Raw genomic sequence first — 26,387 nt, 5'->3', positions numbered from 1 at the left:
GAGTAAGACCAAAGTCGTGGTCCGGTACCCGCCTTCGGTCCGGGGTGCGCGTCCTACGCAAGTCGCGTGGGATGCCCCGTTGACGCGCCCAGAATCGAAACGGGCGCTCGTCGATGGCGGGTGCCTCATCCCATCCCCCTTTGAGAGAGGCCCGTCTCGTGGCACAACCCCTTCTGGTCGGCGTGGACGGTTCCGAGGAGAGCCGCGCCGCGGCACGCTGGGCGGCCCGCAGCGCCGTAGCACTCGGGGCACCCCTGCAACTCGTGCACGTCACGCATCCGTGGCCGCCCGTGCAACCCGTGTCGCCCGGGAGCCTCGAAGAGCAGCGGCACGTGAGCGGCGCCGTGCTGTCGAGCACGGTGGCCGAACTGAGCGCCGCTCATCCCGATGCAGTCATCTCGACCGAGGTGGTCGCCGGACGAGCCTGTACGCGCCTGCTCGGCGCGGCCGCAGCGCCGCCCGGTGCGGAGGCCCTCATCCTGGGCAACCGCGGTAGCGGTGCGCACGCGTTTCCGGTGGTGGGTTCCACCGCCGCGACCGTGGTCGCGCGCTCCCGGATACCGGTGGTACTGGTGCGGGCCCCGCGGACGGCCGACGCACCCATGCCGGGGGGCGAAGGGCCGGTGATCTCAGCGGTGGACCCGTACGAGAAATGCGAGCGGACGCTCCGATTCGCCTTCCGGCAGGCCCGGAGCCAGGAGACGGCCCTGGTAGTGGTCCGCGCCTGGCCACAGGGCCCGGTTCCGGCCGAGCCCTGGCGCGTCACGCAGGAGGAGCTCCGGGGCGAGGCGGCTGCCCGGGCACGCATCCTGGAGCGGGCCGTCGGTGGCGTCGCCCGTGATTTCCCCGGTGTGGACATCGCTCTGGAGACCCGGCCGGGGCCGGTGGCCCGGGTGCTCGACGAGGCGTCGGGGCACGCCCGTCTCCTCGTCGTGGGCCGGCGCACCCGTCCGTATCCGGCGCTCGGTTCCGCGGGTCGAACGGTGCACGCGCTGGTCCGTGGCGCGGGGTGCCCACTGGCGGTGGTTCCGGAAGCTTCCGGGGGCTCCGAGGGTTCCGAGACATCGGGCCGTTAAGAGCGGTGAGGCTCCCGAAAGCGACCGCACCGGCTTCACGGCAGGTCGCGGACGGGGAGCCGGGCCCGCACGTCGAAGCCGCCCCGATCAGGCCTGGGGCCGGTGGTGAGGGTGCCCCCGGTCAGAGCGACCCGCTCGTGCATCCCGATCAGGCCGTGACCGCCCGCGGGGAAGCGGGGCGCGTCGGACCCGCGGACGGACCGGCCGTTTCCCACGTGGACCTCCCAGCACTGCCCGGCGGGGTTCTCCGGTGGGCCGGCGTCACGGATCTGGATGGTGACGGGCGCGCCGGGCGCGTGCTTGGCCGCGTTGGTCAGAGCCTCCTGGATGATCCGGTACGCGGTGAGCTGCGTGGTGCGGGCCATGGAGGCCGTGCCCGGGTCCGCGTACAGGTCCACGGAGGCGTTTCCGGCCACCCGGTGCTCCTCGACCAGCGCGGGCAGGTCCGACAGGCCGGGCTGGGGGGCGGTGGGGGCGTCCTCGTCGCGCAGCACGCCCAGGCTCGTGCGCAGCTCGTCCAGGGCGCGACGACCCGTGGCGCTGATCCGTGCCGCGTCCTCGGCAGCCTCCGGGAGGCGGCTGCCGTGTGTCAGGGCGAGGACTTCGGCGTCCATCACCATCCGCATGACCCGGTGGGCGACGATGTCGTGCATCTCCCAGGCGATGCGGCGCCGCTCGTCTCCGCGGGCCCGGTCGGCCAGCAGTTCGTGCTCCCGCTGCCACTGTGCCCGCTGGGCGGTCAGCTGTGCCTTGAGTTCCTGACGGGCACGGGCGTAGAGACCGGCGGTGAACGCGGCGCCCATCAGCACCGTGGCGTAGATCAGCCCCCATTTGAGACTGAGCACGTGGCCGTGGCTGACCTGCTGGGCGACGGTGTGGGAGGCGATGCCGAGCAGGACGAGTGCGGCGCGGGCGGGCCGGCGGCGGGCTTCCACGAGGGTACCGATGGTGAACCCGGCGACGAGCAGGGTGACCGGGTCGGCCCGCAGTACGTCGGCTGTCAGCACCAGCACCAGCGCCATGGTCGTGGCGGGGAAGCGCCTGCGCAGGAGGAAGACGAGGCCGATGACGAGGGCCAGCAGGCAGGAGTAGCGGGGGCTGACGCCCGTGAGCAGGCCGCTGTGGCCCACGTCGGTGAGCGCGTCGAGCACGCCGAAGGCCGCCACTGCACCTGCCAGAGCCACGTCGCCACGGGGCAGAGACCCGGGGGCGGGGCCTGTTGGGGCGGTAGCGGTGGCGGCGGTCGCGATGTTCGGGCCGGGCCTCACCGCGTGGATCCGACCGGGCCCGCCGTGTAGGCGAGGATCGCGAGCTATACCCGGTTGGTCACGCCGAGCTTGTCGAACATCCGGCTCACGTGTGCCTTCACCGTGGCCTCGCTCATGCCGAGGGTCTCTGCGATGACCGCGTTGGCGTCGCCCTGTGCGACGAGCTCGAACACGTCGCGTTCCCGCGCGGAGAGCGTGTCGAGCGGGGCGCGGGAGCGGCGGGTGCCGGGGCGGGCCGGGAGCCGGTAGCTGTCGACGACGGAGCGGAGCACCTTGGGGGAGAGCACCGTGTTGCCGTCGATCACCGATTCCAGGGCATCCAGCAGGCGCGCGGGTGCGGTGTCCTTGAGCAGGAAGCCCGCGGCGCCCGCGCGCAGCGACTCCTCGATGTATTCGTCGAGGGCGAAGGTCGTCATCACCACGACGTGCACGGGCAGGCCCAGGCCCATGATCTGGCGGGTGGCCTCCAGACCGTCCGTGCGGGGCATCCGGATGTCCAGCAGGACGATGTCGGGCACGAAGCGGCGTACGGCTTCCACCGCGCGCGCTCCGTCCTCGGCCTCGGCGACGACGTGGAACCGTCCCGAGGACTCCACGAAGGTGCGCAAGCCCCGCCGTACGAGCGGTTCGTCATCCGCGATGACCACGCGGACCATGCCCGGCGTCGTGGGCTCCGGAGGCGTGCCGCCGCCTTCGGAGGACGTCGGTGTGCCGGGTTCGGGAGCCATGGGCCTGCCTTTCGGGGACCGGATCGTGGAGGGGGATCGTTCCAGGCTAGGGGGGCCCGGAGTCCGAGACATCAGCCGTTCGGTCCCCCCGGCGGGGATGCCGGAGGGACCTTGGGCCCGTTGCACGACGGGGCGGTGGCTCGCCCGCCACCGTGGGGATGGGGTGGCTCAGCGCGTCCCGGTGGGCTCCGGGAGGCCGGCCATCCGGCGCGGGTCCACGATCCGGTCGAAGTCGTCGGCACCGATCCAGCCGGTGGCCAGTGCGGCTTCGCGCAGCGTGGTGTCCTCCGCCTCGGCCTTGTGCGCGATGGCGGAGGCACGGTCGTAGCCGAGCAGCGGCGACAGGGCGGTCACCAGCATCAGGGAGCGTCCGAGGTAGGCGTCGATGCGGGCCCGGTTCAGCTCGATGCCCTCGATGCAAAACCTGCGCAGGTTCTCGCTCGCGTCGGCGAGGATGCGGGCGCCGTGCAGGACGTCGGCGATCACGATGGGCCGCATGGTGTTGAGCTCGAAGTTCCCTTGTGAACCGGCGAAGGCGACGGCGGCGTCCTCACCGATCACCTGGATGCAGACCATGACCACGGCCTCGCACTGGGTCGGGTTGACCTTGCCCGGCATGATCGAGCTCCCCGGCTCGTTCGCGGGCAGGCGCAGCTCACCGAGCCCGCAGCGCGGTCCGGAGGCCAGCCAGCGGATGTCGTTCGCGATCTTCATCAGGGGGACGGCCACTGCGCGCAGGGCCGCCGAGGCCGCCACGACGGCGTCGAGGGAGCCCTGGGCGGCGAACTTGTTCGGCGCCGTCACAAAGGGGTACCCCGTGAGCTCGGCGATGCGCGCGGCCACGCGCTCACCGAAGCCCTCCGGGGCGTTGAGCCCGGTGCCCACGGCCGTACCGCCCGCGGCGAGGCGGTACAGACCCGGCAGGGCCCGCTCGACGGCCGCGACGGCGTCGGTGAGCTGCGCGGCGTAGCCCGACCACTCCTGGCCCACGGTGAGGGGGACCGCGTCCTGGAGGTGCGTGCGGCCGGCCTTCGGGATGTCGTGCCAGAGCAGGGCCTTGTCCTGGAAGGCGCCGGCGAGTTCACGCAGGCGCGGGAGCAGGCTCTCCTGGAACGCGAGGACCAGGGCGACGTGCATGGCGGTGGGGAAGGTGTCGTTGGAGGACTGGCTCATGTTGACGTGGTCGTTGGGGTGGACCGGGGCCTTCGAGCCGAGCGGAACTCCGCTGAGCTGGGCAGCCCGGTTGCCGATCACCTCGTTCACGTTCATGTTCGACTGGGTGCCGGATCCGGTCTGCCAGACGTAGAGCGGGAAGTGGTCGTCGAGCAGCCCGCCGATCACCTCGTCGGCCACCCGCGAGATGAGCGTGGCCAGTTCGCCGGGCAGCCGCCCGTCGGCGCCGTTGACCTGCGCCGCGGCCTTCTTCACGTAGCCGTAGGCGTGGTACAACTCCTTGGGCATCCGGTCGTCGCCGATCGCGAAGTGCTCCAGGGACCGCTGGGTCTGGGCTCCCCAGTACCGGTCGGCGGGCACCTCCACGGAGCCCATGGAATCGTTCTCCATCCGAGTACCGCGTCCGTCGAGCCCCACGGGAAGGTCGGGTGCCGCGGCCGTGCCCGGGGTTCCGGGGCCGGTGCGCGCGCGGTGTCCGTTGCCGGTCATCGGTCGCGCTCCTGCGTGATCGGGGCGTATGCGGGCTCCCACATGGCGTCGAGGACCGCCTGTACGGTGGCTGCACGGTCGGCGAGAGCGGCGCGGGCCACCCCGTCTTGCCGGGCCGCTTCGGCCACGGCGACCGCGACGACGGCCGAGGAAGTCCGCAGCAGGCGCACGTCCGGGAGCAGGGCTGCGCCCGGTGTACGGTCCTGGACCTGCCCGGAGACCGCTTCGGCGGCGGCCCGGAGCATGCCGGGCGTGACGTGCTCGGCGCGGCTGACCAGGGTGCCGAGGCCGAGACCGGGGTAGAGCAGGGCGTTGTTGGCCTGCCCGATGACGTACGTGGTGCCCTTGTGCACCACCGGATCGACGGGGACGCCGTGGCGCACAGGACCCGCCCGTCGGTCCAGGCGATCAGGTCGGCGGGGGTCGCCTCCATGTGCTCGGTGGGGTTGGACAGCGGCAGGATCACCGGCCGGTGCACTTCGGCGGCCATCTCCCGGACGATCTCCTCCGTGAAGGCGCCCGGCGCGGTGGACGTTCCGACGAGGACGGTGGGGTGCACCGCGTTCACGGTTGCCGCCAGGTCGAGGGCGTCGGCCGTGTCGGAGCGGGCGTAGGGGCTCTGGAAGTCGCGCAGGCCGTCCATGGCCGTGGTGAGCAGGCCCTGCCGGTCCACCAGCCAGATCCGCTCGGTGGCTTCCCGCCCGGTCAGTCCGTCCCGGACCATCGCGTCGCGCAGCTGGTCGGCGATGCCGACGCCGGCGGTGCCCGCACCGAAGACCACGACGCGCTGCCCGGACCAGGAGGTGGCGGTGACGCGGAGCGCGGAGGTCACCGTGGCCAGGGCGATGGCTCCGGTGCCCTGCATGTCGTCGTTGAAGACGCGCGCCCGGGAGCTGTAGGTCTCCAGGATCCGGCGGGCGTTGCCGGGGCCGAAGTCCTCGAAGTGCAGCAGGGCGTGCGGGAAGAGGTCGCGGACGGTCTCGACGTAGGCCGCCACGAACGCGTCGTAACGCTCCCCCCGCACCCGTGCGTGGCGCGCTCCCAGGTAGAGGGGGTCGGTGAGGAGGTCGATGTTGTCGGTGCCGACGTCCAGGACGACGGGCACGCACCGCGCGGGGTCGATGCCGGCGGCCGCGGTGTAGACGGAGAGCTTCCCGACGGAGATCTGCATGCCGTTGACGCCCCAGTCCCCGATGCCGAGGATCTGCTCGGAGTCGGTGACCACGAGGAGGTCCACGTCGTCGGGGCCCAGGCCCAGGCCTTCGAACGCGCGCCGGATCTCCTGGGGACGGTCGATGGAGAGGTAGACGCCGTGGGGGCGGCGGAACTCGTGGCTGTAGTGCTTGATCGCCTGACCGACCGTCGGGTCGTAGACCACGGGCAGGAGTTCGCTCAGACGGTCGGTGAGGAGACGGTAGTACAGGACCTCGTTGCGGTCGTGGAGCTGCTCCAGGTGGACGTTCCGGGCCAGGTCGTCGGGTTGGGCGCGCACCTGCTCGTACGCGCGGACCGCTTGTTCGTCGAGGGTCGAGACGGCGTCCGGGAGCCGCCCTACGAGACCGAGTTCATCGCGCTGGGAGGGGGTGAAGGCCGTTCCGCGGTTGAGGCGCGGGTCGGCGAGCGCATCGGGGACACGGGTGTGCACGGGAGTCCTCCAGGGAAAGGGTGTAGGTGGCGGCCCGCGGCTCGTCGGAGCCGGTCGGAGCGTGCCGGGATCGGTCGGGGCGGGCTGGGCCGCGTCGGGTTCCACCGGACCGCCGTACTGCGGTGGTTCCGCTTCCGTCGGACGGTTCCCCGGGGCGTGCCGCAGGGTCTGCGGCGGCCTGCCCATCGCTGCCGGCGCCACACGGAGCCGTACGGAGCGGACCGCTGCGGTGGCAACCGACCGCCGCGGATCCCGGCCTGCTCCATGAGGTTAGGCGGATCTCCGGCCAGGCCCCGGCGGCCTCCCGTCCGGGTCGGAACTTCTTCCCCTGCGGCGGCAGGGCTTTGTACCCGGGCCCACCCGGGCCGTACGTCCCTGCGGGCTCGCGCCCGACCGGGACCTCGTACCCGGACCTGGCTCCGCGGCTGGGGCGAGCGGCGCACGGCAGGTCTTGACCGTTCCGTTATCGGGCGGATGGCCCGACGAAAGTGGTGGTCCGCGCGCCGGACTTCCGTAGGTGAGCGCCCCGGGAACCGGGCCCGAAGATGGAGGTGCCCCCTCGCCTCCGGGAGTGCCTCCGCGCCCGTCTCCGACGCACGAGGCATCCGACGAGAACACCAAGTTCACAGGAGTACGAGCCAGATGGGTCACAGAACAGCCGGAGACCGGTCGGCCGAATGGACAGGCCGGGCACCCCGGCGGAGGCGCCCGTTCCTCCGCGACTACGCTGGGGGCGCTCGTCCGTGCGACCGAAGGACATCATGGCCCGCCCCTACCGCCCCGGACCGAAACAGTTCGTCTTCGCCGTCGGCGACGGGAACGACCAAACCGTCTCCGTGGGAGATGCCCAGGAAGCCTACGTCGCGTTCTCCGCCTTCTTCCGCGGCCGGGAATCCGACACCTGCACCATCGACGACGAACCGTCGGGCCAGAGACTCGTCCTCATGCCCGGCCAGGGCGTGATCTCCCGGATCAGGACCGCGGCCCCGGCGCGGACGGAGTACCTCAAGGTCGACAGGGCCAATCGCTACATGCCGAGCGCGATGCTGTTCTTCGAGAACGGCTACGCGGGCCTCGACCGCTTCGGCCAGTGGTTCACGGATCCCGGCTCCCTCGACGCCCCACCGCAGACGCGCGGCGCCGCCCGCGCCGCCGCCATCACGACGGAAGCGGCGGCGATCGCGGAAGTCGCCCGGATCTGGGCGGATGCGGGATTCGTGGACCCGAGCGACCAGTACTACGTCTTCTTCGACGGGCACGGGGCGGACGAGGACCAGGCGGAGCGAGCGGTACTCCTCGCGTTGATCGATTTCCTCGGCCTCGACCGAGTCGACGCTCCCACCGGCGCGGCCGCCGGCGAGGTCTGGGTGCGTACCGACCCGCGCCTCGACGCCGCATGCGCATGAGGGCCGCGAGCGGCCGGTGCGGGACGGCGCCACCACGCGGGCGCGCCGAGCGGATCCCCTGTGCGGAGGCCTGAGCTCATGCACGACATCGTTTTCCGTAGGACCGGCTGGATCCCGAGCGTGGTCCGCGAGGGCGGCGAACTGAAACTGATGCTCGGTGCCGGAGCCGACGCGAACCACGACCCGCGCACCTTCACCTTCGCGATCGCCGAAGCCCATCTCACCGTGATCCGGGAAGATCTCGCCCGGCACCTGCTGCTGTGGAGCGCGGTCCTTCCGCTCTGCGAGGCCGCCGGGACCCGGGCCCCGCTCGACGAAGGCGCTGCCGCCGCACTCCTGGACCCCGTCCTGCTGGGCGCGCCCGCGGACGTCGACGCGCTCTTCCGCCGCATCCCGTGGGAAAGGAGCCGACTCGTCGCCCACGGAGCCGACCTCGCGCTCCTGGAACGCGGACGGTTGTGTGAGGCGATGCGTACGGCTACGGAGGCGCCGAACGAGAAGCGGGCCCAGGAGCACCAAGCGAACCTCCGCCGCGCCCGCCGCGGAACCGTACTCGGCCCGCTCGACGCCGCGATCCTGAAGTACACGGGCCGGTACGTCCACGGCGGGGCGGTCCCGAAGCGGATGCCGGACACCGTCGACCCCGCCCTGCTGCCCGAGGTCCTACAGGTGATCAGTACGGCGGAGCGGACGTGCGCCGGGATGCGGATCGGCCGCGACCCGCGGCGGGGACGGCGTGCCACGGACAAGCGCGACTGGCAGCGGATGGAGGCGGCGGTCGAAGCCGCGGTACGCCGCGCGCACCCCGGGCTCGCCGACGACGCGGTGCGCACCGTGAGCTTCCTGATGTGCTCGGAGGCGGCGCACCGCTCCCTGAGCGCCCCCACGGACGAGGACGAGTCCCAGGAGGAGGAGACGGCAGAGCCGCGCACGGACACCGGGAACGCGCGGAAGACGGCCCTGACGTTCACCGACGACAAGGGCGCCGAGGAGAAGTGGCTACGGGACGGACCACGGGATGCTCCCCGCACGGCCGCCGCCGCGTTCTGGGAGTTCGTCAGCGAGCGCTCCGCCGCCGACAACGAGGTGTTCACCATCGAGGACGAGCAGAGGGGCGAAGGGATCCAGCTCCACTTCTACGCCGACTCCCTGGCCCGGATCACCACCCTGCGCGCGGGCTCGGGAGGGTCGGATCCGCAGTACCGGGTCGAGTACCGGCTGGTCGACGGTATGCCCGGATACCGGGCCCTGGTGAACGCCTTCGTCCACGGAGGCTGCGCCGCCCTCGACGGGCACGGCCCCTGGCTGCCGGACGTCGCCGACCTGGAACGCGAACGTGCCCGTCGCCGCCGGGAGGGCCGCCCCCGAGCTTGAGCCCCACCCCATGGGCGCGGAGGTCTTGTACATTCCGGCCGTGAGCGCCGCGCACGGTGGTGACCGGCAGCGCAGAGGAGAGGGGATCGGATGGAGCAGGCGGGCGGTCGTACGGTCGGTGTTCACCTCACGCACGGGGAGGAGTACTTCGGGCTCTTCGGCCCGTACGAAATGGACGAGGGATGGTGGTCCTCCACCGGGCCCGTGGTCGTGAGGGTGGCCCAGGAGGTGGGGGTGCCGGTCGTGGTGCTCCGGCTCGCGTACGGGCCCAGCGACGGGAGCAGCGGGTACGGCGGCCACGTGGTGTACCACGCCGAAGCGCTCGAACGGCCGACCGGGACGACGCACCGCCAGATGAGCCCGGAGGTGGTGTCGCTGCTGGGGCCGGCCGAGCGCCGGGCGCCCTGGGCCCACACCGGCGGGCTGCGGGAAGCGCTCGACTGGGCCGAGGCGGTGCTGGACCGGGCGGGCCGACCGCCCACCGGCAGGCCGGTGCAGGTCCGTACCTGGAACCTGTCCGGACTGTTCCGCTTCCGCACCGCCGACGGCGGCGAGGCCTGGCTGAAGACGATCGACCCCGCCTTCAACGCCTGTGAGGGCGAGGTCATCGCGCTGCTCGGCTCCGTCGACCCCGGCCTGGTGCCGACCGTGCTGGGGGCCGATCCCCGGCGTGGCAGGCTGCTGCTCGACCACGTCGCCGGCGAGGACCTGTGGAGCCCGTCCGCCGAGCAGGTCGCCGCCGTCGTGCCCCGGCTGGTCGCCGCCCAGGCCGCCCTGGCCGCGGACGGCCGGGCCGCCGCGGCGGGGCTGCGGGACCGGACCCCCGCCACCCTGGCCGTCCACGTACACGCCCTGCTCGACCGGCTCGACCGGCTCGACCGGCTCGACACGGAGACCGGTGCGGCGTCGGAGGACCGGCTGACCACAGCGGAGTTGGCGGCCGCCCGGGCGCTGGCGGCGCGGCTTCCCGCGCTGGCCGAGGAACTGGCCGCCTGCGGCCTGCCGGACACCTTCGTCCACGGCGACTTCCACCCCGGCAACTGGCGGTCCGACGGTGCCCGGGCCGTCATCGTGGACTACGCCGACTCCGCGTTCGGCCACCCGGCGATGGACGGTCTGCGACCGCGTCAGTTCGTCGCAGAGGAACGGTGGACGCAGATCGCCGACGTGTGGGCGCGGGCCTGGCGTCGGCACCTGCCCGGCTCGGAGCCCGAACGCGCCCTGGAGCTGATCGCGCCGCTGTTCCACCTCGCGTACGCGGTGCGGTACCAGGAGTTCCTGGACCACATCGAGACCAGCGAGCGGCCGTACCACGAGACGGACCCCATCAGCGAGATCCGCTGCGCACTCGCCTGCGCCCCGGCCGTCGACTCCGTCGGCGATCCCGCAGGAGCGCCCCCTCTGCCCGATCGCTGATCCGCGACTGCGCAACGCGTGCCACAGGGCAGCCGTGTCGACCGTGCTGGGAGGGCTGAGGGAGAGCCTCAGTGAAGAATCGCCCCACCTGGTGCCGTGAACGGGCGGTATGCGCACGAGAATTACTGGTCCAACCAGTTGACCAGTGACGAGGCGTGCCCCAAGGTGAGCGCCATGACACAGCAACCCATCCGGCGCGAGGCGGTCTCGGACCAGCTCTACGCGGTGCTCCGGGACAGGATCCTCGCCGGGGCCCTCCCGGCGGGCTCGGCGCTGACCGCCGAGCGCGACCTCGCCGCCGAGTTCGCGGTCAACCGGCACGCCGTCCGGGAGGCGGTCAAGCGCCTCCAGCAGGCGCGCCTCGTCGCGGTGAGCCAGGGCGGACGGACCCTCGTCCTCGACTGGCGGCACACCGCGGGCCTCGACCTCGCGATCGGCATCGCGCAGTCCGGCGCCGGCCCCACCCTCCCGGACCTGGCCCGCCACGCTCTGGAGATGCGGGCCTGCATCGGGGCGGACGCCGCCCGGCTCTGCGCCGCCCGCGGCTCCGCGCGGCAGACGGCGGCGGTGGTGGAGGCGGCCGGAGCCTACGCCTCGGCCGGACCCGACCTGGCGGCGCTCGGGGCCGCGGACGTCGCCTGGTGGCGGCTGATCGTGGAGGGCTCGGGCAACCTGGCCTACCTCCTCGCCTTCAACACCCTGGTGGGCGGCACCCTCCACCTCGGCGAAGTGCCCATGGAGGCGCGGACGGCCGAACTCCTCGACTTCGAGGCGCACATGCGGCTCGCCGGCCACATCGCCGCGCGGGAACCGGAGGCCGCCGAGCGGCTGGCCCGCGAACTGCTCGGCCGCAGCGTCCCCGCGGAACCCTCCGCCGCGGACCCGCTCCGGGCGGAGGCGCGCGGATGATTCCCGCCGTGGTGTACGCGATACCCGTGTTCGTGCTGCTCGTAGTGGTGGAGGCACTGTCCTACCGCTACCGGCCCGACGACGCGGAAAGCGGCTACGACCTGCGCGACACCGTCACCAGTCTGTCGATGGGTGCCGGGAGCCAGGTCATCGGCCTGCCCTGGAAGGCGTTCGCGGTCCTGGCCTACGCGGCCGCGTACACCCTCGCGCCCTGGCACCTGTCCCCGGCCTCGCCCTGGACCTGGTTCCTGCTCTTCTTCGCCGACGACCTGACGTACTACGCCTTCCACCGCTCTCACCACCGGGTGAGGGTGCTGTGGGCGAGCCACGTGGTCCACCACTCCAGCGTCCGGTTCAACCTGTCGACCGCCCTGCGCCAGAGCTGGACCCCGATGACGACCCTGCCCTACTGGCTCCTGCTCGCCCTGCTGGGCATCCCTCCGTGGATGATCCTCCTGCAGCAGTCGATCAGCCTCGTCTACCAGTTCTTCCTGCACACCGAGCGCGTCGACAAGCTGTGGCGCCCCATCGAGTGGATCTTCAACACCCCGTCCCACCACCGGGTCCACCACGGCTCCAACAACCGCTACCTCGACCGGAACTACGGCGGCATCCTCATCGTCTGGGACCGCCTCTTCGGTACCTTCCAGGCGGAGGACGAGCCGGTCGTCTACGGCCTGACCAAGAACATCACGACGCACAACCCGGTCCGGGTCGCCTTCCACGAGTACGCCGCCACGTGGCGGGACGTCCGCGCCGCCCGGCGGAGCCGCGACCGCGCCGGATACCTCCTCGCCCCTCCCGGCTGGACCCCGGCCCCACCGAGGAAGCGCTGACGTGCCGCCCCTGCTCCTCCTCTTCGCCGCCCTGGCCGCCGTCGACGTCACCGGTGTCGCCCTCGACGCCCCCGTACTGATGTGGGCGACCAAGCCGCTGCTCGCGCCCGTGCTGGCGCTCCACCTGGTGCGCTCCACCGGCACTCGCCACGGCCCATTCCTCGCGGGACTCGCCTTCGCCGCGGCCGGCGACATCGCCCTGCTGCTTCCCGGCCCCGTCGCCTTCGGGGCGGGCCTGGGGCTCTTCCTCGGCCTGCAACTGTGCTGGACCACCGCCTTCGTACGGGCCGGGGCGGTCGCGCACCTGAAGGCACGCCGGGGGCTGTGCGCCGCGTACTTCGCGGTCTGGGGCGCAGCGGCGGCCGTCCTCGCACCGGCCCTCGGGCCGGTCATGGCGCTTGCCCTCGCGGCGTACAGCCTGGCGCTGTTCACGATGGCGGCCACGGCACACGCCCTGGGCCGGCGGGCGGCCTGGGGCGGCGCGCTCTTCGTCGTCTCCGACCTCCTGATCGGCCTCCGGGCGGCGGGCATCGACTTCCCCGGCCGGCCGCTCGTCGTGATGATCACCTACACCGTCGCGCTGTCCTTGATCGTGACGGCCTTCCCGGGGCGGTACGTTCCCCGGCAGGGCGCGGGGGACACCTGGTCAAGGCGTGCTCCGGGCCCGACCGGAAGCGAGCCCGCCGCCACACGCCACCTGCCCCGCTGACGGGCCGAGCCCGCCCCGCCGGTGCGGCGTCAGGCGGTCGTCTCGCGCAGTTCGCCGCGGCGGGGCTTGCCGAGGTGGTCGCGGGGGATGGCGGTGGCGAGCCGGAGCAGGGTCGGCTGGTGCCAGGAGGTGACGCCGTGGTCGGTCAGGTGGCGGCGGAGTTCGTCGAGGTCGGGGGCGGGTCCGTTCGCGACCACGACGGCGCAGACGTGTTCGGTGCCCTGCCCGTCCGGGACGCCGACGAGGACGGCCTCGGCGACCGAGGGATGCTGGTGCAGGACGTCCTCGACGTCGCGCGCCGGCACGAGAAAGTCGACGCCGATCCATTCGCTGGTACGTGCGACGTAGCGCAGGGCGCCGTCAGCGGTGTGCCGCATCAGGTCGCCGTTGGAGTACCAGCCGCCGTCGTGATCCGCGGTCGACCTCAGCCCGTCGGCGCCGCCCGTGGCCAGGCAGACGGAAGGGCCGCGCACACGGAGGCGGGCGGGCGCGTCCGGGGACTCCGGCTCCGTGATCTCCAGCCCTGCCACGGGGAGGCCGTCGCTGTGCGCGGACGTTCCGGCGGGGGCGTGCGGGGAGACCATCGACACCAGGCAGGTCTCCGTCGAAGCGAACGCCGATCGCACCGCGGTCCCGGGGAAGGCCTTCTCGGCGTCCTCGACCAGGACGGCGGTCGGGGTGGTCGCTCCGGTGAGTACGCTCCGGAGCGTGTCCAGACCGCGGGGACGGGCGCGTTGCTCCCGGGCCAGTTCCGGTAGCCGCATGGTGGCGGCGAAAAGGTGCTCGGCGGCCGATGCCTCCAGCAGGGACAGGAGCGCACCGGGGTCGGGGGAGTCCTGGAAGACACCGGTGCCGCCGACGGCGAGCGGTGCGAGCAGGGTGAACCCGAGGCCGGCGATGTGGCTGACCGTGCTCGCGGCGGCGATGACGGGCCGCTCTCCGACGCCGATCGCGCCTGCCAGGGCGGATCCGCCGGAATAGAGGGTGTTCGGGCTGTGCAGGACGGCCTTGGCCCGGCCGGTGGTGCCGGAGGTGAACAGCACCAGACAGACCCGGTCCGCAGAGCCGCGCGCGGGTACCGGCGCGGCGTCGAGTTCGAGCCCCGCGCGGGCCAGGGCGTCCGGCCCGTCGTGGACGATGTGCCGACGGAAGCCGGGCAGTGCGTGGACGGCCCGCGCGGCGGTCTCGGCCTGCGGGCCGCCCCGCGTGACGAGGGTGTCGGCACCGGCCAGCGCCAGCGCGCGGCGCAGCTCCCGCTCTCCGAGCACCGGGAGCAGCGGGAGCGCGACGACACCCGCGCGCATGCAGGCCAGTACGAGGGCGATGTTCTCCCACCAGTCGGGCAGCTGGTACGCCAGCACCCCGACGGGCGGGTCAAGCCGGGTCAGCCCTGCGGCGAAGCGGTCGACGGCCCGGTCCAGTTCCCCGTACCCCAGCGTCAGTACCCCGCCGTCCCGCCCGGTCACCAGCGCCGGCCTGCCAGGATCCGCGGCAGCCACCTCACGGAGGTCGTCGCTGAGCGTCGTGGCCCGCCACCAGCCCTGCGCCCGGTAGCGGACGGCTTGTTCGGGCAGCCGGACACGGTCGAAGTCCAGGGAGCGGGGGAGGTCTTCCATCTGCGGCACGGGGCTCCTTCACGAGGTCGACCGGGGCCGTTCGGCTCCGCCCCCAGGATGGAGGAGAAGATCATCCGATACCAGTGCCTCGCAGGTTCCGGCCGGGTGCTGTGGTGGCGTGAAATCCCGGATATGACGATCGCTCTGAACGAGCCCGGCACCGACGGACTGCCGGGGCCGTGGATGTGCTCCGCGCACGGCAGGACGACCTATGGTTGTTGCCGTGACTTTCCCAAGCGGCGATTCCGATGAATCAGGCGCGGTCCGCGTCGTCTGCCGGGACAACGCCTCCGTGGGAGTGCGATTCTGCGAGCGGGAATCCGAGGACGACTGGTGTGTCCACTACTCGGTCCAGGTCCAGGCACCAGGGCTCAGCGCCCGCGCCGACGAGGTGGTGGGATGGATCGGGGACCCGAAGGACCTCGCAGCCTTCTTGGGGACGTTGGCCGACGACTTCGCGGGCTGGGAGGGGGAGCGGGTCTGGTCCACCAATGACCGCGACCTGACGGTGTCCGCGGTGTGCAGGTCGGGCGGCTACGTCGGCCTGACGTGGACGCTGCGCCCCTGGCGCGGTGCCGCGGGCGGATGGAGCGCTTCGGTGACCACGTGGTGTGAAGCGGGCGAGCAGATGTCGCTGCTCGCTGCCGACATCCAGCACTTCGTCGACGGCCCCGCCTGATCCTCGGCTCGGACCTACCAGCTGCGGCCGGGCCGCGCGGTACGTGCGGCACGCCAGCGTCGGCGGGCGGCTGGTGGCCGGTGCGGTGTGAAGCGCCGCCGCCCGCCAGCCGCCCCTGCCCGTCGGTCAGGCGCCGGGGGCGGCGGCCTCGCCGACGAGTTCCTCGAGCACGTCCTCCATGGTGACGAAGCCGATGACATCGCCGCCGTCGCCCGTGACGGCGGCCAGGTGGGTGCCGGCCGTGCGCATGGCGGTCATGGTGTCGTCCAGGGGCGTGTCCTTGGCGACCTTCGTGACCGTGTGCAGGGCGGTGCGTGGGAAGGGGGCGGTACGTTCGGTGGCGGCGAGGGCGTCCTTGATGTGGAGGAACCCCAGGATCTCGGCGCCGGCGCCGGTGACGACCAAGCGCGAGAAGCCGTGTTCGGCGGCGGTCCGCTCCAGTCCTCGTGGGGTGATGCCCTCCGAGACGCTGACGAACCGGCCGCGCGGGATCATGATCTCGCCGACCTGCCGGGTGCCGAGTTCGAGGGCGTCCTGCAGACGTTCGCCCCCTTCGGGGGCGATCAGGCCGGCGTCTCGTGAGTCCTTGACCAGGCGTGCGAGTTCGTCGTCGGTGAAGACGGAGGCCACCTCGTCCTTCGGTTCCACCTTCATGAGGCGCAGCAGGGTGTTGGCGAAGGCGTTGATGCCGAAGACCAGCGGGCGCAGCGCACGGGTGAGGGCGACCAGCGGTGGGCCGAGGAGCAGAGCGGTCGGTGCCGGGGCGGCGAGTGCGATGTTCTTGGGGACCATCTCGCCGATCAGCATGTGGAGGTAGGTGGCCAGGGCCAGGGCGATGACGAAGGCGATGGGGTGGATCAGCGCCTCGGGCACGCCGATCGCCTCGAAGGGGGGTTCCAGCAGGTGGGCGATGGCCGGCTCCGCGACGGCGCCGAGGACCAGGGAGGAGACGGTGATGCCGAGCTGGGCAGTGGCCATCATCGCGGAGAGGTGTTCCAGGCCCCACAACGTGGACTTCGCCCGGCGGTTGCCCTTGAGGGCGGCCGGCTCGATCTGGCTGCGCCGTACGGAGATCAGGGCGAACTCGGCACCGACGAAGAAGGCGTTTGTGACCAGGGTCAGTGCGCCGATGAGCAGCTGGATCGCGGTCATCGTTCCTCCTCCTCTGTCTCGTCGAGCTGGGCGGGTCCGGTGAGGGCCACGCGCTCTGCCGTGTGGTGGTCTATGTCGAGCACGGTCAGGGTCCAGCCGGCGATGGTGATGGTGTCACCGGCGGCGGGGATGCGTTCCAGGTGGGTGGCGATCAGGCCGGCGAGGGTTTCGTAGGGGCCGCCGGGGGCTTCCAGGCCGATCTCTTCGAGCTGGTCGAGGCGGACGGATCCGTCTGCTTCCCAGGCTCGGCGGCCGTTCTCCTCGGGTGCTTCGATGAGGTCGGGGACTTCCGGCGGGTCGTGTTCGTCACGGACCGCGCCGACGACTTCCTCGACGATGTCCTCCACGGTGGCGACGCCGGCGGTGCCGCCGTACTCGTCGATGACCACGGCCATCGTTCGGGAGCGGCGGAGCCGTCCGAGGAGGGTGTCCACGGGGAGGGAGTGGGGCACCAGCAGAGGTTCGGTCATGAGCGCGGTGACTGCGGTCAGGGCGCGCTTCTCCTCCTCCAGTGCCAGTACGTCGCGTACGTGGACGGTTCCGATCACCTCGTCCAGGCTGTCGCGGTAGACCGGGAAGCGGGAGATCCCGGTGGCCAGCGTCAGGTTGGCCGCGTCCAGGGCGGTGGCGTGCGCTTCGAGGGCGCGCACGTCCACGCGCGGGGTCATCACGTTCTCCGCGGTCAGCGCACCCAGGTGCAGGGTACGGACGAACAGCTCGGCCGAATCGGCTGCGATGGCGCCCTCGCGGGCCGAGTGCCGGGCCAGCGCCACCAGTTCCTCCGGCGTGCGGGCCGAGGCCAGCTCCTCGGCCGGCTCCAGCCCGAACCTGCGTACGAGGCGGTTGGCGGCGTTGTTCAGGTGCCGGATCAGCGGCGCGAAGGCCGAGGTGAAGGCGCGCTGGGGGCCGGCCACGACCTTGGCGACACCCAGGGGGTGGGAGATCGCCCAGTTCTTGGGGACGAGTTCGCCGACCACCATCAGCACGATCGTGGACATCGCGACCCCGAGCAGGGTTGCAGTGGTCGCCACGGCGCCAGCGGGCACGCCGACGGTTTCGAGGGGCCCGCGCAGCAGGGCCGAGACCGAAGGCTCGGCGAGCATGCCGATGACCAGTGAGGTCACGGTGATGCCCAGCTGGGCGCCCGAGAGCTGGAACGTCAGCCGCTTGGCGGCCTTCAAGGCGCTCGCGGCACCGCGCTCACCCTGGGCCGCGGCCCGCTCGAGCTCGCTGCGTTCGACGGTGGTCAGGGAGAATTCGGCGGCGACGAACACCGCACACGCCAAGGTGAGCCCGAGTGCGAGGAGCAGCAGCAGGATCTCGGTCACCGTGCCACCCCCGCTCCCGGCTCAAGAGTCTTCGGGCAAGGCGTGGCACGGCTGGGACTGGGAGGTTCACCCATTGCGGGTCTGCTGCTCCGTCTTCTTCTCGGCGGGCTTCAAGGGCCCGGATGCGTGTTTGATTACGGACAGTATCCGCACCCTTTGGTAAAGGGAAAGTAAACTCCTGACCTGCCGACCCGCATTCGTCCGGCCGGCGGGGCGGTTAGGGGGGAATCCTTTGCGCCCTTTCGGTGACAACGCTTCGCGGTGGCCTGGCTGCTCCTATGCTTCTACATGTGTGTAGATTTCGCTAGTGGTGATCTTCGCGCACCGGCCCGCAGGCGTGCCCGCATGCCCGCAACCGGGCGTGCTGGACTGCCTGTTGGTTCATGGACGTGCTGGCTGATTGTTCTTCAGGGAGGGACCTTTCATGGCTTCGATCGATCTCGACAAGGTGCTGGACAAGGCGTGGGCGGACAAGAGCGTGGCGGAGGTACTGGCGGCTCCCGTGGACGCGCTCAAGGGCGTCAGTGAGCGGCAGGGGGAGCTGCTCAAGGAGGCGTTCGGGATCAAGACCGTCGCGGACCTGGCCGACCTGAAGTTCGCCCGCTGGGCCCAGGCGCTCGCCGCGCTGGACTCCGCGAAGTAGTACCCCGCGCCGCTGCCGACGCACGCTCTCGCCCCGGCGGTCCGTCGCCGGGGCGCCTGCCTTTGTGAACCATGACTGAAGGAGTGAACGTCACGATGGTGTTGAAGCGACTGCTCGGCTCGGTGGGTGTAGGCGGCCCGTCCGTGGACACGGTCCTCGACCTCGCCGGCGCCACCCCCGGCGGCAGCCTGTCCGGCGAGGTCCGCATGACCGGAGGGCGCGCGGACTTCGACATCGAGCACATCACGCTCGAGCTCGTCGCCCGCGTGGAGGCCGAGACCGAGCACGGCGAGCACGACGGCGTCGTCGTCTTCGAACGCTTCGGTGTCGGCGGCGGCTTCCGCCTCCGCGAGGGCGAGCAGCGCAGTGTGCCCTTCGCGGTCACCCTGCCGTGGGAAACCCCCATCACCGAGCTGTACGGGCAGCCGCTGGGCATCGTCCTCGGGGTACGCACCGAGCTCGGCGTGGCGGGCGCCAAGGACAAGGGCGACCTCGACATGCTGACCGTCCGCCCGCTGCCCGTGCAGGAGGCGGTCCTGGAGGCTCTGGGGCAGCTCGGCTGCGGCTTCAAGTCCGCCGATCTCGAGTACGGGCGCATCAACGGCACCGGCCAGCAGCTGCCGTTCTACCAGGAGATCGAGCTCACCCCCGCCCCGCGGTATGCCGGCCAGGCGAACGAGATCGAGGTGACCTTCCTCGCGAACCCCGCGGGCATGGAGGTCGTCGTCGAGGCGGACAAGCGCGGCGGGTTCTTCTCCGGAGGCCACGACGCCCTCGCCCGCTACACCGTCAGTCACGGCCAAGTGGCGGGCACGGACTGGAACGCCGAGGTCGACTCGTGGATCAACCGCCTGCTCTCCTCCCGCGCCGGCCAGGCCGCGCCCGCCCACTACGGCCATGACCCGTACGGCCACGGGGGCGGGCAAGCCGGGAAGGGTGACCACGGCCACCACGGCGGAGACCACCGCTCGGGCCCGGGCGTGGGTACCGTCGTCGCCGCTGGCGCTGCGGGCCTGGCCGTCGGAGTGGTCGGCGGAATCGTCGCCGCCGAGGTGGTGGACGAGGTAGGGGACTTCTTCGAGGGGGACGAGGACGAAGGCGACGACGAGTCGTAAGGCCGACGGCCCGCCGCTGCCGGTTTACGGCTGAAGGGGGCGCCCGGCCGTGTCACGCCACTCTTGTGCCTTTGCGGCGCCGCATCCGGCCCTGGGACTTGAAGGCGCATCTGCCGGCGTGTGGGTGCGCCTTCGCGTGCCCGCGACCCCGGATGTCTCGCCGGCGGGAGGAGTCCTGTGTTCGGCAGGTGCGGCAGCGGCCTCGTCGCAGCCCTGGTCGCGCCCCGCGCCGTCGACGAACACCACCACACGCGCGAGCGGTTCAAGGCCGGGTCGGGCCTCAAGGTCGAGTCGGGCGGATGGCGGCTTCCGGGCATCGGCCCGACATCAACCAGCCTGGTAACTTCTACAGTGTTGTAGAAGTTGTAGCGGTCGAGCCTGGGGTGTCTCATCCGGCTGGCCCGCCCCTGACGGTTACGGAGTTCTCATGGCACTGTGGGACCGCATCAAGGAGTCCGCATCGACGATGCAGACCCAGCTGACTGCGAAGAAGAACGATCTGAAGTCCGGTGCGTTCCGCGACGCCTCCATGGCCATGTGCGCCCTGGTCGCCGCGGCCGACGGCAGCATCGACCCTGCCGAGCGGCAGCGGGTAGGTCAGCTGATCGCCACGAACGAGGTCCTGCAGAACTTCGACGCCACCGACCTGCAGCGGCGTTTCGACGACAACCTGAACAAGCTCACCGCCGACTTCGCCTTCGGCAAGGTCGGTGTCCTGCAGGAGATCGCCAAGGCGAAGAAGAAGCCGACCGAGGCCCGCGCCGTCATCCAGATCGGCATCGTCATCGGCGGTGCCGACGGTGACTTCGACAAGACCGAGCAGGCCATCGTCCGCGAAGCCTGCTACGCCCTCGACCTTCCCCCGCACGAGTTCGACCTGTAGGGAGCGGCGAGGCCGGTGAGGTCACGCCCCGAGCGGCCCTCACCGGCCTCGCGCCGTGGTTCTCCGACTATGTGTCGAGTGCGGCGTGCAGGATGAAGAACAGTGTCACCGCCGAGTTGGCCGACGACAGGGCCGACACCGTCATCCCGGCAGCGGCGGTCCACATGGCCAGGCCCAGCGTCGTGAACACCGACAGCCAGCTCCTGGCCACAGGGGCCGGGCCCAGCAGGGCCGTGACCCGGCGTGGCACCGGCCCGACGGCGAAGTGCGCCAGGGACGCGACGGGCGCTCCCTTGGACACCAGGGCGGACTTGCCCACCGCCAGGGCGACGGTGCGGCGGCTGCCGGTCCGGGCTGCCGCCTCCTCGTCCGCCCACCGTTCCGCGGTGAACGCCACCGCCGTCCGCAACGGGCGCAGGAACGGATTCGCCTGCGCCGCCAGCTGGACCGCCAAGAGGAACCGGTGGTGCCGCCCGACCAGGTGCGCCCGCTCGTGGGCGAACAGCGCCCGCCTCTCACCCGGAGTGAGACCGGCCAGCATGCCCGTACTGACCACCACCTGTCCGTCACCCCGTCGGCCGGGCAGCGCGTACGCGTAGGCAAGCTGATCGGGCAGCACCGCCACCGACCGGCCGGGCAGCCCCGCGACGGCGCGCGTGGCCTGTCCGCGCACCCGGTAGTGCCGCCACCCCGAACTCAGGCACGCCACGAGGACGGAAAGCAGGGCAGGGATGGCAGCCCGACCGGCGACCTCGTCGTACGGGACCGCTTCGCGGACCTCCGGATCCGACCAGCCGTCCGGCAGGGGGTTGCCGGGCAGTTGCGCGGTACCGACCACCATCAGCAAGCCCAGGCACAGCGTGCTGCACACCGCGAGCAGCGCGGCCGTCCACGTCAGCAGCCAGGTCGCGGTCCGCGGGTGGAGCCGGTGCTCGGCCAGCCGGGCGATGGGCCAGGCGGTCAGTGGAAGCACCAGTGGCAGGAAGACGAAAACCCCCATGCCGTCAGTCTTCGTCCTTGTCCGATGCCTGCGCCAGCAGATCCCGCAACAGCTGCTCGTCCCCCGGCGACAGCGCCGTCACGAAGCTCGCCAGCACGGCCTGACGGTCCGATTCCGCGTCCAGCACCTTGCGCATCCGCAGCGCCGCCAGCCCCGATTCGTCGGCGACAGCCGTCCACTCGAACGAGCGGCCCACCCGCTCCCGCACCACAGCGCCCTTGGCGTGCAGCCGAGTCAGGATCGTCATCACCGTCGTGTAGGCGATCCCGCCGCCGATGCGCTCCTGCACCCAACCGGCCGTGACCGGCCGCGACCCCTGCCCCAGGGCGGCCAGTACCTGAGCCTCCAGCTCGCCTTGGCCGCGACGGCGGGACGCCTGCCCGGCTCCACCGTTCACATCGTCTCTCACCGTCGTCAACCTCCCGTCCGCAACAAGCTCATCGTACTGACCACAGGCGTCTTCCACGGTCATGTGGATTCACCGTGCCACAGATGAACCCGGCCACGGCAGGAAGGGGACGCAACACCGGGTGCCCGGCTCTGAGTTGTGGTCAACCATCGAGCGGCCCCGGCAGACCCGCGGGCGGTGCCCCGGAACCCCGTCGCCCGGACGTGGTCGAGGCGCTCTTGTGGACCGGTCCTACGCTGGAGGCATGGCCACCGATCCCTTGCTGAGACAAGGCCCCGACTCTACGGATCTGGTCCTGCACGTCGGCCAGGCCGGGGCGGTGCGGAACGTGCTCGCCTCGGCGGGGCTGGCGCTGTTCACCCCGCTCGCTCTGGGCGCGCTGACCCTGATCGTCGCCTTCGCGATGGCACTGGCCGGGGCGCGGGCGTCGACCGTGCTCGTGGTGGTGGGGGTGATCGCCGGGCTGGAGTACCTGATCGGCTGGCTGGCGCTGGCCTCTTCCCGGTCCCGGGAGATCCTGCGGGTGGAGTTCGCGCCTGCCGGGGTGCCAGGGTCTCTGCGGTTGGTCCGGGCCGCCGGGTCGGGCGACTGGCTCCCCGTCAAGACCCTGAGCGAGGTGCGGCTCACGCACAAGGTGGTCGAGCCGTACCAGGGGGACCGCAAGCCGGCCGTCTCCACGCTCGAGCTGGAACTCGTCCTGCGGGGCGAACGGGAGCGGCTCACGGTCCCGTTCGGCGGCGGCGGCGACCCGCAGCAGCTCTCCGACGGCCTGAAGGCCCTGCTCGGCCCGGCCGGGGTCGTGGTGTGGCTGCGCACCGAGCGGAGCACGCGCGACCGGCCGCAGCGCAACTCCGGCTGGACCTCCGGAGGTTCCGCCTCGGCCGGCTCGGGCGGCGGCTGACCCCGGCGCCGCCGGGACCTGCCCGCCCTCGTCGGCCATGTGGCGGGGTTGCGCGGTGGCTTCCTACCGCCCGGAGTGGTCGATGACGTTGCCGTTGGAGCAGTTGTTGGCGTGGTCGCCCACCCAGTCACCCATGACGGGGACGACGGCGACCTCCTGGAGGCAGACGGCCGCGGCGGTGAAGTTCCAGTTGTTGGCGGCGTTGACCCCGCCGCCGAAGTTCGAGTCGTTGTCCGCGTGGGCGGGGGCGGCGAGGCCGATGCCGGCCAGGGTGAGCGCGGTGATGGCGATGATCTTCTTCATGGTCTGGGAAACGATCCTGCTGCCCCTGGGATACGGCCTGTCTGTCGGGGCCGGTACAGGTCGAGACGATGTCCGACGTCCGACCTGCACCCCTGAGCCGCAGCCTCAGGGGTGCAGGTCGGAGCTTCCGGTGAGGTCGGGACCGGCGGTCTGGTCTCCGTGGTGCGTGGGGTGGGGCTGCGAGGAGAGGTATCGGAGGGTTCCGGTGAGTTCCAGGTGGCGTTCGAGTCGTGGGGGACGTTCTTGTAAGTGGAGTCGCGTCCCGGTGACATCTGTGCGCCTGCGGATCGTGAGGAGGGCGGAGAGGCCGGTGGAGTCGACGGCGGTGATTCCCGCGCAGTGGAGGTACAGGTCCTGAAGGCCGGGGCGGTCGGTCAGCACGGTGGTGACCATGTCCAGGAGGGCGGGGGCGTACTCGTGGTCGAGGGCGCCGTCGAGCTCGATCCGGACGGCGTCCGAGGTCTCGAGACGGGTCAGCCGAAGCGGTTTGGGGACGTAGGAGTTCATCGGGGGATCCTGGTAGCAGGTGTGGGGACGGCGTTGATTTGCTCGGCGCCGGAGTGGAGCATCGCGGCGGTTCGAGGCAGGTCTTTCAACTCCCGCTCCAGGATGGCCAGGGCTGGTGGCAGTGACTGGGCGGGGACTCCGCGGGCACCGAGGACGAGGGCGGTCCAGTGCAGGAAGCCGAGGAACAGGTCCTCGTCACCGACGTACAGGGCCGTTGCGAGGAACTCCACGATGTGGGAGATGTCATCGATGGTGTGCTCGCGCTGGACCTCGTCGTAGTCGCGCATGGGCGGGTAGGCGTTCTCCAGCCCGTTGAAGACGGCCCGGACGAGCTGGGTACGGGTGCGGGCGACGAGGGTGTACTCCTGGTCGGCCAGGTGCGGGAGGTCGTCGATGGTCTGGTGGTCGCGGCGCGGGCGCGGCAGCGGACCGGCCGCGAGGGTGTCGGCGGCGGCGCGGGCGTCCGGCGCCCAGGCGTCCGCGCCGAGGAGGCGCGCGTACTGCCCGTCCTGGCCGAAGGCGGCGCCACCGACGAGGACGGGAAATCCGACGGCCTGGCAGGCGGTGATCGTGGCGTGTGCGCTCGGCAGCCGCGTCGCGATCGAGCCGGAGAGCGCGACGGCGGCGGGGTCGGTGCGGTGCAGGTGCCCGATCAGATGCGCGGCGGGAACCTGGGCACCCAAATAGTCGACCTGCCAGCCGTGAAGCCGCAGCACCTCGGCGAGGAGCCGGGCCGGCAGGGCGTGCCACTCGCCGTCTACGCACGCGACGGTGACCCTGCCGCGGCTCGCTCCGGTCCTGGCGGCCGGGTGCTGGGCCACGACGGCGACGGCCCGTTCGTTGATCGCGGTCGCCGCGTGCTCCTGCGCCACCGAGATCCGGTTCGCCGCCCACTCCTGACCGGCCCGGCTCTGCACACGGGCGATGACATCCAACAGCACGACCTCGGGATCGACACCCCCGTCGAGGGCCTTGCGGACCAGCTCGGTGGCGACCGACTCCTCACAGCCCAGCGCGGCTTCCCACAACTGCTGCGCGAGGCCGTCCAACCCGCTCGAGTCGTCTTCACCGCGTTCGCCTGCGGGGGAGAGCTGATCGGTCATGCGGTGAACCTGCCGCGTGTGTGGCCGTCCACCGCGCTGAGGTGATGGGTGCGGGGGGCGGAGATCACGACGACGGCCATGTCGTCGTGCTGGCCGGTGCCGACCCACTGGGAGGCGAGCATCTGGATCCGCTCCACGATCGCCTCGGCGGGCATGGCCACGCATTCGCCCAGGATGCGCTGGAGCCGGTCCTCGCCGAACATGTCGCCGCCGAGCGCGCCGCCGCGGGCTTCGCTGATCCCGTCCGTGTACAGCACGCAGGCCTCGCCCGGAGCGAGCGTGACCTCGACGGTGTCGGCCGTCACTTCGGGCAGCACACCGACCAGAGTTCCGCTCGTGGAGGCTTCCTCGACGCGTCCGTCGGCGCGCACGATCAGAGGGGCGGGGTGTCCGGCGCTGGTCAGGCGCAGGCGTACCAGGCTGTCCTCGCGGACGGCGGAGGCCATGACCATGGTGGCGAAGCGGGTGTGGTGTGAGTCCAGGAGGGCGGTGTTCAGTAGGTTCAGCATCCGCAGGTGATCGTCCGCCATGGGCAGGAGGGCCTGCATGGTGTTGCGGATCTTGCCGGTCATGACCGCGGCTTCCAGTCCCTTGCCGGCGACGTCGCCGAGCACGATCAGGGAGGCGTCCCCGGGAACAGTGGCGGGGTGGACGTCGTAGAAGTCGCCGCCCACCCGCTCGTGGTCCTGCGAGGGCCGGTAGCCACCCGCGTACTCGACGCCCGCGATCTGGTGGAGAACGGGGGGAAGGAACTCGCGCATCAGGATGTCGGAGATCGACGTCTGCTCGGCGTAGAGGCGGGCGGCGGACATCGCGGCACCCGACCGGGCGGCGAACAGCCGGGCGAAGACTTCCTCGGCCTCCGTGAACGCCGTGTTCGTCGTACGGCGCAGCAGAACCAGGGCACCCGCGGGGACACCGTGACCCGGCAGCGGAGTGATCACCATCGAGCCGACCGGACCGAACCCTTCGGGGATCAGCCACCCGGGAGCGGTGGAAGGGTCGATCCAGCGGGACGGGACCGGTGGAAACCCCTGCAGAGCCTCGCCCAACCCGGGCACCTCGTCAGGGTCGGCATCGACCCGCACGCAGGACGGGTCGCCGCCGTGCAGGCACGTGACGATCGTCAGCCCCCGGGCCCGGGGCGGAGCGATGACCAGGGCGGCGTCGGCCAGGTGCTCTGCCGCCATGCGTGCTGTGACGTCCATGCACCGCTCCAGGTTCAAGGAGGACAGGAGCAGGTTCGATGCCTCGGTCAGGAAGGCCGTCCGCTCCCGTTCCAGCTTGAGGGCATCACGGGCGAGCCGATGGTCGGTGTCGTCGACGAGCCACCAGACCACGACGCCGTCCTCGCCGACGGACGGATGCGCCTCGTAGAGACGATCACCGACGGGTCCCTGCACCATTGCGGGCCCCTGAGCCGGGACGGCGAGCCAGCCGGGGACGGCTTGTGCCATCAGGGACCCGGGGCGCGCTCTCGGGAAGAGGAGTCGCGCCAGATCATTGAAGAACAGGATGGTTCCGTTGCCGTCCGCCGCGAGGACCGGATAGGGCGCCGCATGCCAGGGAATGTCAACGGCTGATGTGAGGGGGCGCGTCGGCCCGGTGGAAGTCGTCATGTCGGGGGCCCGAAGGGCGGGCCCTCACCTCCTTGCAACGAAGCCTGCCTTGGAGCAAACTCCATTTTTCACGCCGTGATGTTGCCTCCGGCATACCTTT

24 protein-coding genes and 1 pseudogene are annotated in these 26,387 nt (G+C 71.7%); 12 read left to right on the top strand and 13 right to left on the bottom strand.

Annotated features, from left to right (window positions below; all coding sequences use genetic code 11):
• The first annotated feature begins 158 nt into the window (after positions 1–158).
• Complete coding sequence (locus ACZ60J_RS00555) at positions 159–1,076, top strand: universal stress protein (RefSeq protein WP_469677631.1); 918 nt, start codon at positions 159–161, stop codon at positions 1,074–1,076.
• 35 nt (positions 1,077–1,111) lie between these two features.
• Here the strand turns inward: ACZ60J_RS00555 and ACZ60J_RS00550 are convergent, their stop codons facing one another.
• From ACZ60J_RS00550 to ACZ60J_RS00535, 4 genes and pseudogenes are all read right to left on the bottom strand, one after another.
• On the bottom strand, positions 1,112–2,260 hold the full coding sequence (locus ACZ60J_RS00550) for a sensor histidine kinase (RefSeq protein ID WP_469677629.1): 1,149 nt from the start codon (positions 2,258–2,260) through the stop codon (positions 1,112–1,114).
• A gap of 128 nt (positions 2,261–2,388) precedes the next feature.
• Entirely contained in the window at positions 2,389–3,072 is a 684-nt protein-coding gene (locus ACZ60J_RS00545) for a response regulator (protein ID WP_469677627.1), read from the bottom strand.
• 168 nt (positions 3,073–3,240) lie between these two features.
• Positions 3,241–4,734 carry a class II fumarate hydratase gene (gene fumC / locus ACZ60J_RS00540; protein ID WP_469677625.1) on the bottom strand — a complete coding sequence of 498 codons (1,494 nt, stop codon included), beginning with the start codon at positions 4,732–4,734 and terminating at the stop codon, positions 3,241–3,243.
• A pseudogene (locus ACZ60J_RS00535) lies at positions 4,731–6,565 on the bottom strand (NAD-dependent malic enzyme). Before ACZ60J_RS00535 ends, fumC begins: the two are co-directional and overlap by 4 nt.
• 557 nt (positions 6,566–7,122) lie before the next feature.
• On the opposite strand from ACZ60J_RS00535, the gene ACZ60J_RS00530 reads away from it, so the two are divergent.
• The 6 genes from ACZ60J_RS00530 to ACZ60J_RS00505 all read left to right on the top strand — a co-directional run bounded on the left by ACZ60J_RS00530 (position 7,123) and on the right by ACZ60J_RS00505 (position 13,029).
• Positions 7,123–7,785 carry a hypothetical protein gene (locus ACZ60J_RS00530; protein WP_469677623.1) on the top strand — a complete coding sequence of 221 codons (663 nt, stop codon included), beginning with the start codon at positions 7,123–7,125 and terminating at the stop codon, positions 7,783–7,785.
• 78 nt (positions 7,786–7,863) lie between these two features.
• A complete protein-coding gene (locus ACZ60J_RS00525) occupies positions 7,864–9,159 on the top strand; it encodes a DUF6357 family protein (protein ID WP_469677621.1) in 1,296 nt (431 codons plus the stop codon).
• A 90-nt stretch (positions 9,160–9,249) separates the two neighbouring features.
• Positions 9,250–10,575, top strand: coding sequence for a phosphotransferase family protein (locus ACZ60J_RS00520; protein WP_469677620.1), 1,326 nt, complete (start codon positions 9,250–9,252; stop codon positions 10,573–10,575).
• Between the two features lie 174 nt (positions 10,576–10,749).
• Entirely contained in the window at positions 10,750–11,484 is a 735-nt protein-coding gene (locus tag ACZ60J_RS00515) for a FadR/GntR family transcriptional regulator (protein WP_469677619.1), read from the top strand.
• A complete protein-coding gene (locus ACZ60J_RS00510) occupies positions 11,481–12,320 on the top strand; it encodes a sterol desaturase family protein (RefSeq protein ID WP_469677617.1) in 840 nt (279 codons plus the stop codon). The genes ACZ60J_RS00515 and ACZ60J_RS00510 overlap by 4 nt, the downstream gene beginning before the upstream one ends.
• 1 nt (position 12,321) lies before the next feature.
• Entirely contained in the window at positions 12,322–13,029 is a 708-nt protein-coding gene (locus tag ACZ60J_RS00505) for a lysoplasmalogenase family protein (RefSeq protein WP_469677615.1), read from the top strand.
• A 29-nt stretch (positions 13,030–13,058) separates the two neighbouring features.
• Here the strand turns inward: ACZ60J_RS00505 and ACZ60J_RS00500 are convergent, their stop codons facing one another.
• Positions 13,059–14,645, bottom strand: coding sequence for an AMP-binding protein (locus ACZ60J_RS00500; RefSeq protein WP_469679072.1), 1,587 nt, complete (start codon positions 14,643–14,645; stop codon positions 13,059–13,061).
• Positions 14,646–14,868: 223 nt separating this feature from the next.
• On the opposite strand from ACZ60J_RS00500, the gene ACZ60J_RS00495 reads away from it, so the two are divergent.
• On the top strand, positions 14,869–15,324 hold the full coding sequence (locus tag ACZ60J_RS00495) for a DUF6228 family protein (protein WP_469677613.1): 456 nt from the start codon (positions 14,869–14,871) through the stop codon (positions 15,322–15,324).
• A 126-nt stretch (positions 15,325–15,450) separates the two neighbouring features.
• Here the strand turns inward: ACZ60J_RS00495 and ACZ60J_RS00490 are convergent, their stop codons facing one another.
• Together ACZ60J_RS00490 and ACZ60J_RS00485 are read right to left on the bottom strand one after the other, a co-directional pair.
• Positions 15,451–16,476, bottom strand: coding sequence for a hemolysin family protein (locus tag ACZ60J_RS00490; protein ID WP_469677611.1), 1,026 nt, complete (start codon positions 16,474–16,476; stop codon positions 15,451–15,453).
• Complete coding sequence (locus ACZ60J_RS00485; protein ID WP_469677609.1) at positions 16,473–17,804, bottom strand: hemolysin family protein; 1,332 nt, start codon at positions 17,802–17,804, stop codon at positions 16,473–16,475. Before ACZ60J_RS00485 ends, ACZ60J_RS00490 begins: the two co-directional genes overlap by 4 nt.
• Before the next feature lie 424 nt (positions 17,805–18,228).
• Here ACZ60J_RS00485 and ACZ60J_RS00480 point away from each other — a divergent pair, with 424 nt between their 5' ends.
• The 3 genes from ACZ60J_RS00480 (at position 18,229) to ACZ60J_RS00470 (ending at position 20,445) form a co-directional block, all read left to right on the top strand.
• Positions 18,229–18,447, top strand: coding sequence for a hypothetical protein (locus tag ACZ60J_RS00480; RefSeq protein ID WP_469677607.1), 219 nt, complete (start codon positions 18,229–18,231; stop codon positions 18,445–18,447).
• 95 nt (positions 18,448–18,542) lie between these two features.
• The gene (locus tag ACZ60J_RS00475; RefSeq protein WP_469677605.1) at positions 18,543–19,562 is read left to right on the top strand and encodes a sporulation protein; all 1,020 of its coding nucleotides are present in this window, start codon (positions 18,543–18,545) and stop codon (positions 19,560–19,562) included.
• Between the two features lie 427 nt (positions 19,563–19,989).
• Positions 19,990–20,445, top strand: a complete 456-nt coding sequence (locus ACZ60J_RS00470) for a tellurite resistance TerB family protein (protein WP_469677603.1) — start codon at positions 19,990–19,992, stop codon at positions 20,443–20,445.
• 67 nt (positions 20,446–20,512) lie between these two features.
• Here ACZ60J_RS00470 and ACZ60J_RS00465 read toward each other — a convergent pair whose 3' ends face one another.
• Together ACZ60J_RS00465 and ACZ60J_RS00460 are read right to left on the bottom strand one after the other, a co-directional pair.
• Positions 20,513–21,445, bottom strand: coding sequence for a M56 family metallopeptidase (locus ACZ60J_RS00465; protein WP_469677601.1), 933 nt, complete (start codon positions 21,443–21,445; stop codon positions 20,513–20,515).
• 4 nt (positions 21,446–21,449) lie between these two features.
• Positions 21,450–21,917 carry a BlaI/MecI/CopY family transcriptional regulator gene (locus ACZ60J_RS00460; protein WP_469677599.1) on the bottom strand — a complete coding sequence of 156 codons (468 nt, stop codon included), beginning with the start codon at positions 21,915–21,917 and terminating at the stop codon, positions 21,450–21,452.
• Between the two features lie 181 nt (positions 21,918–22,098).
• Between ACZ60J_RS00460 and ACZ60J_RS00455 the strand changes: the two genes are divergently transcribed.
• Entirely contained in the window at positions 22,099–22,755 is a 657-nt protein-coding gene (locus tag ACZ60J_RS00455; RefSeq protein WP_469677598.1) for a hypothetical protein, read from the top strand.
• Between the two features lie 63 nt (positions 22,756–22,818).
• On the opposite strand, the gene ACZ60J_RS00450 is transcribed toward ACZ60J_RS00455, so the two are convergent.
• The 4 genes from ACZ60J_RS00450 to ACZ60J_RS00435 form a co-directional block, all read right to left on the bottom strand.
• A complete protein-coding gene (locus ACZ60J_RS00450) occupies positions 22,819–23,058 on the bottom strand; it encodes a hypothetical protein (protein WP_469677596.1) in 240 nt (79 codons plus the stop codon).
• 105 nt (positions 23,059–23,163) lie between these two features.
• Complete coding sequence (locus ACZ60J_RS00445; protein ID WP_469677595.1) at positions 23,164–23,565, bottom strand: STAS domain-containing protein; 402 nt, start codon at positions 23,563–23,565, stop codon at positions 23,164–23,166.
• Positions 23,562–24,668, bottom strand: coding sequence for a cobalamin B12-binding domain-containing protein (locus tag ACZ60J_RS00440; RefSeq protein WP_469677593.1), 1,107 nt, complete (start codon positions 24,666–24,668; stop codon positions 23,562–23,564). The genes ACZ60J_RS00445 and ACZ60J_RS00440 overlap by 4 nt, the downstream gene beginning before the upstream one ends.
• Positions 24,665–26,287 (bottom strand): PP2C family protein-serine/threonine phosphatase, encoded by a 1,623-nt coding sequence (locus ACZ60J_RS00435; RefSeq protein ID WP_469677591.1) that lies wholly within the window; start codon positions 26,285–26,287, stop codon positions 24,665–24,667. The genes ACZ60J_RS00440 and ACZ60J_RS00435 overlap by 4 nt, the downstream gene beginning before the upstream one ends.
• Positions 26,288–26,387: the final 100 nt, after the last annotated feature.

Source organism: Streptomyces sp. NPDC104226 (assembly GCF_055584085.1).
Note: the sequence above shows the minus strand (reverse complement) of the source record. Positions and strands in the feature narration are given on the sequence as shown.

What these genes read in the sequence shown, in the direction of transcription:
- ACZ60J_RS00545 (WP_469677627.1), bottom strand. Translation starts at nt 3,072, where the DNA reads ATGGCTCCCGAACCCGGCACACCGACGTCCTCCGAAGGCGGCGGCACG.
- fumC (WP_469677625.1), bottom strand. Translation starts at nt 4,734, where the DNA reads ATGACCGGCAACGGACACCGCGCGCGCACCGGCCCCGGAACCCCGGGC.
- ACZ60J_RS00525 (WP_469677621.1), top strand. Translation starts at nt 7,864, where the DNA reads ATGCACGACATCGTTTTCCGTAGGACCGGCTGGATCCCGAGCGTGGTC.
- ACZ60J_RS00520 (WP_469677620.1), top strand. Translation starts at nt 9,250, where the DNA reads ATGGAGCAGGCGGGCGGTCGTACGGTCGGTGTTCACCTCACGCACGGG.
- ACZ60J_RS00515 (WP_469677619.1), top strand. Translation starts at nt 10,750, where the DNA reads ATGACACAGCAACCCATCCGGCGCGAGGCGGTCTCGGACCAGCTCTAC.
- ACZ60J_RS00510 (WP_469677617.1), top strand. Translation starts at nt 11,481, where the DNA reads ATGATTCCCGCCGTGGTGTACGCGATACCCGTGTTCGTGCTGCTCGTA.
- ACZ60J_RS00500 (WP_469679072.1), bottom strand. Translation starts at nt 14,645, where the DNA reads ATGGAAGACCTCCCCCGCTCCCTGGACTTCGACCGTGTCCGGCTGCCC.
- ACZ60J_RS00490 (WP_469677611.1), bottom strand. Translation starts at nt 16,476, where the DNA reads ATGACCGCGATCCAGCTGCTCATCGGCGCACTGACCCTGGTCACAAAC.
- ACZ60J_RS00480 (WP_469677607.1), top strand. Translation starts at nt 18,229, where the DNA reads ATGGCTTCGATCGATCTCGACAAGGTGCTGGACAAGGCGTGGGCGGAC.
- ACZ60J_RS00475 (WP_469677605.1), top strand. Translation starts at nt 18,543, where the DNA reads ATGGTGTTGAAGCGACTGCTCGGCTCGGTGGGTGTAGGCGGCCCGTCC.
- ACZ60J_RS00470 (WP_469677603.1), top strand. Translation starts at nt 19,990, where the DNA reads ATGGCACTGTGGGACCGCATCAAGGAGTCCGCATCGACGATGCAGACC.
- ACZ60J_RS00465 (WP_469677601.1), bottom strand. Translation starts at nt 21,445, where the DNA reads ATGGGGGTTTTCGTCTTCCTGCCACTGGTGCTTCCACTGACCGCCTGG.
- ACZ60J_RS00460 (WP_469677599.1), bottom strand. Translation starts at nt 21,917, where the DNA reads ATGACCGTGGAAGACGCCTGTGGTCAGTACGATGAGCTTGTTGCGGAC.
- ACZ60J_RS00455 (WP_469677598.1), top strand. Translation starts at nt 22,099, where the DNA reads ATGGCCACCGATCCCTTGCTGAGACAAGGCCCCGACTCTACGGATCTG.
- ACZ60J_RS00450 (WP_469677596.1), bottom strand. Translation starts at nt 23,058, where the DNA reads ATGAAGAAGATCATCGCCATCACCGCGCTCACCCTGGCCGGCATCGGC.
- ACZ60J_RS00445 (WP_469677595.1), bottom strand. Translation starts at nt 23,565, where the DNA reads ATGAACTCCTACGTCCCCAAACCGCTTCGGCTGACCCGTCTCGAGACC.
- ACZ60J_RS00440 (WP_469677593.1), bottom strand. Translation starts at nt 24,668, where the DNA reads ATGACCGATCAGCTCTCCCCCGCAGGCGAACGCGGTGAAGACGACTCG.
- ACZ60J_RS00435 (WP_469677591.1), bottom strand. Translation starts at nt 26,287, where the DNA reads ATGACGACTTCCACCGGGCCGACGCGCCCCCTCACATCAGCCGTTGAC.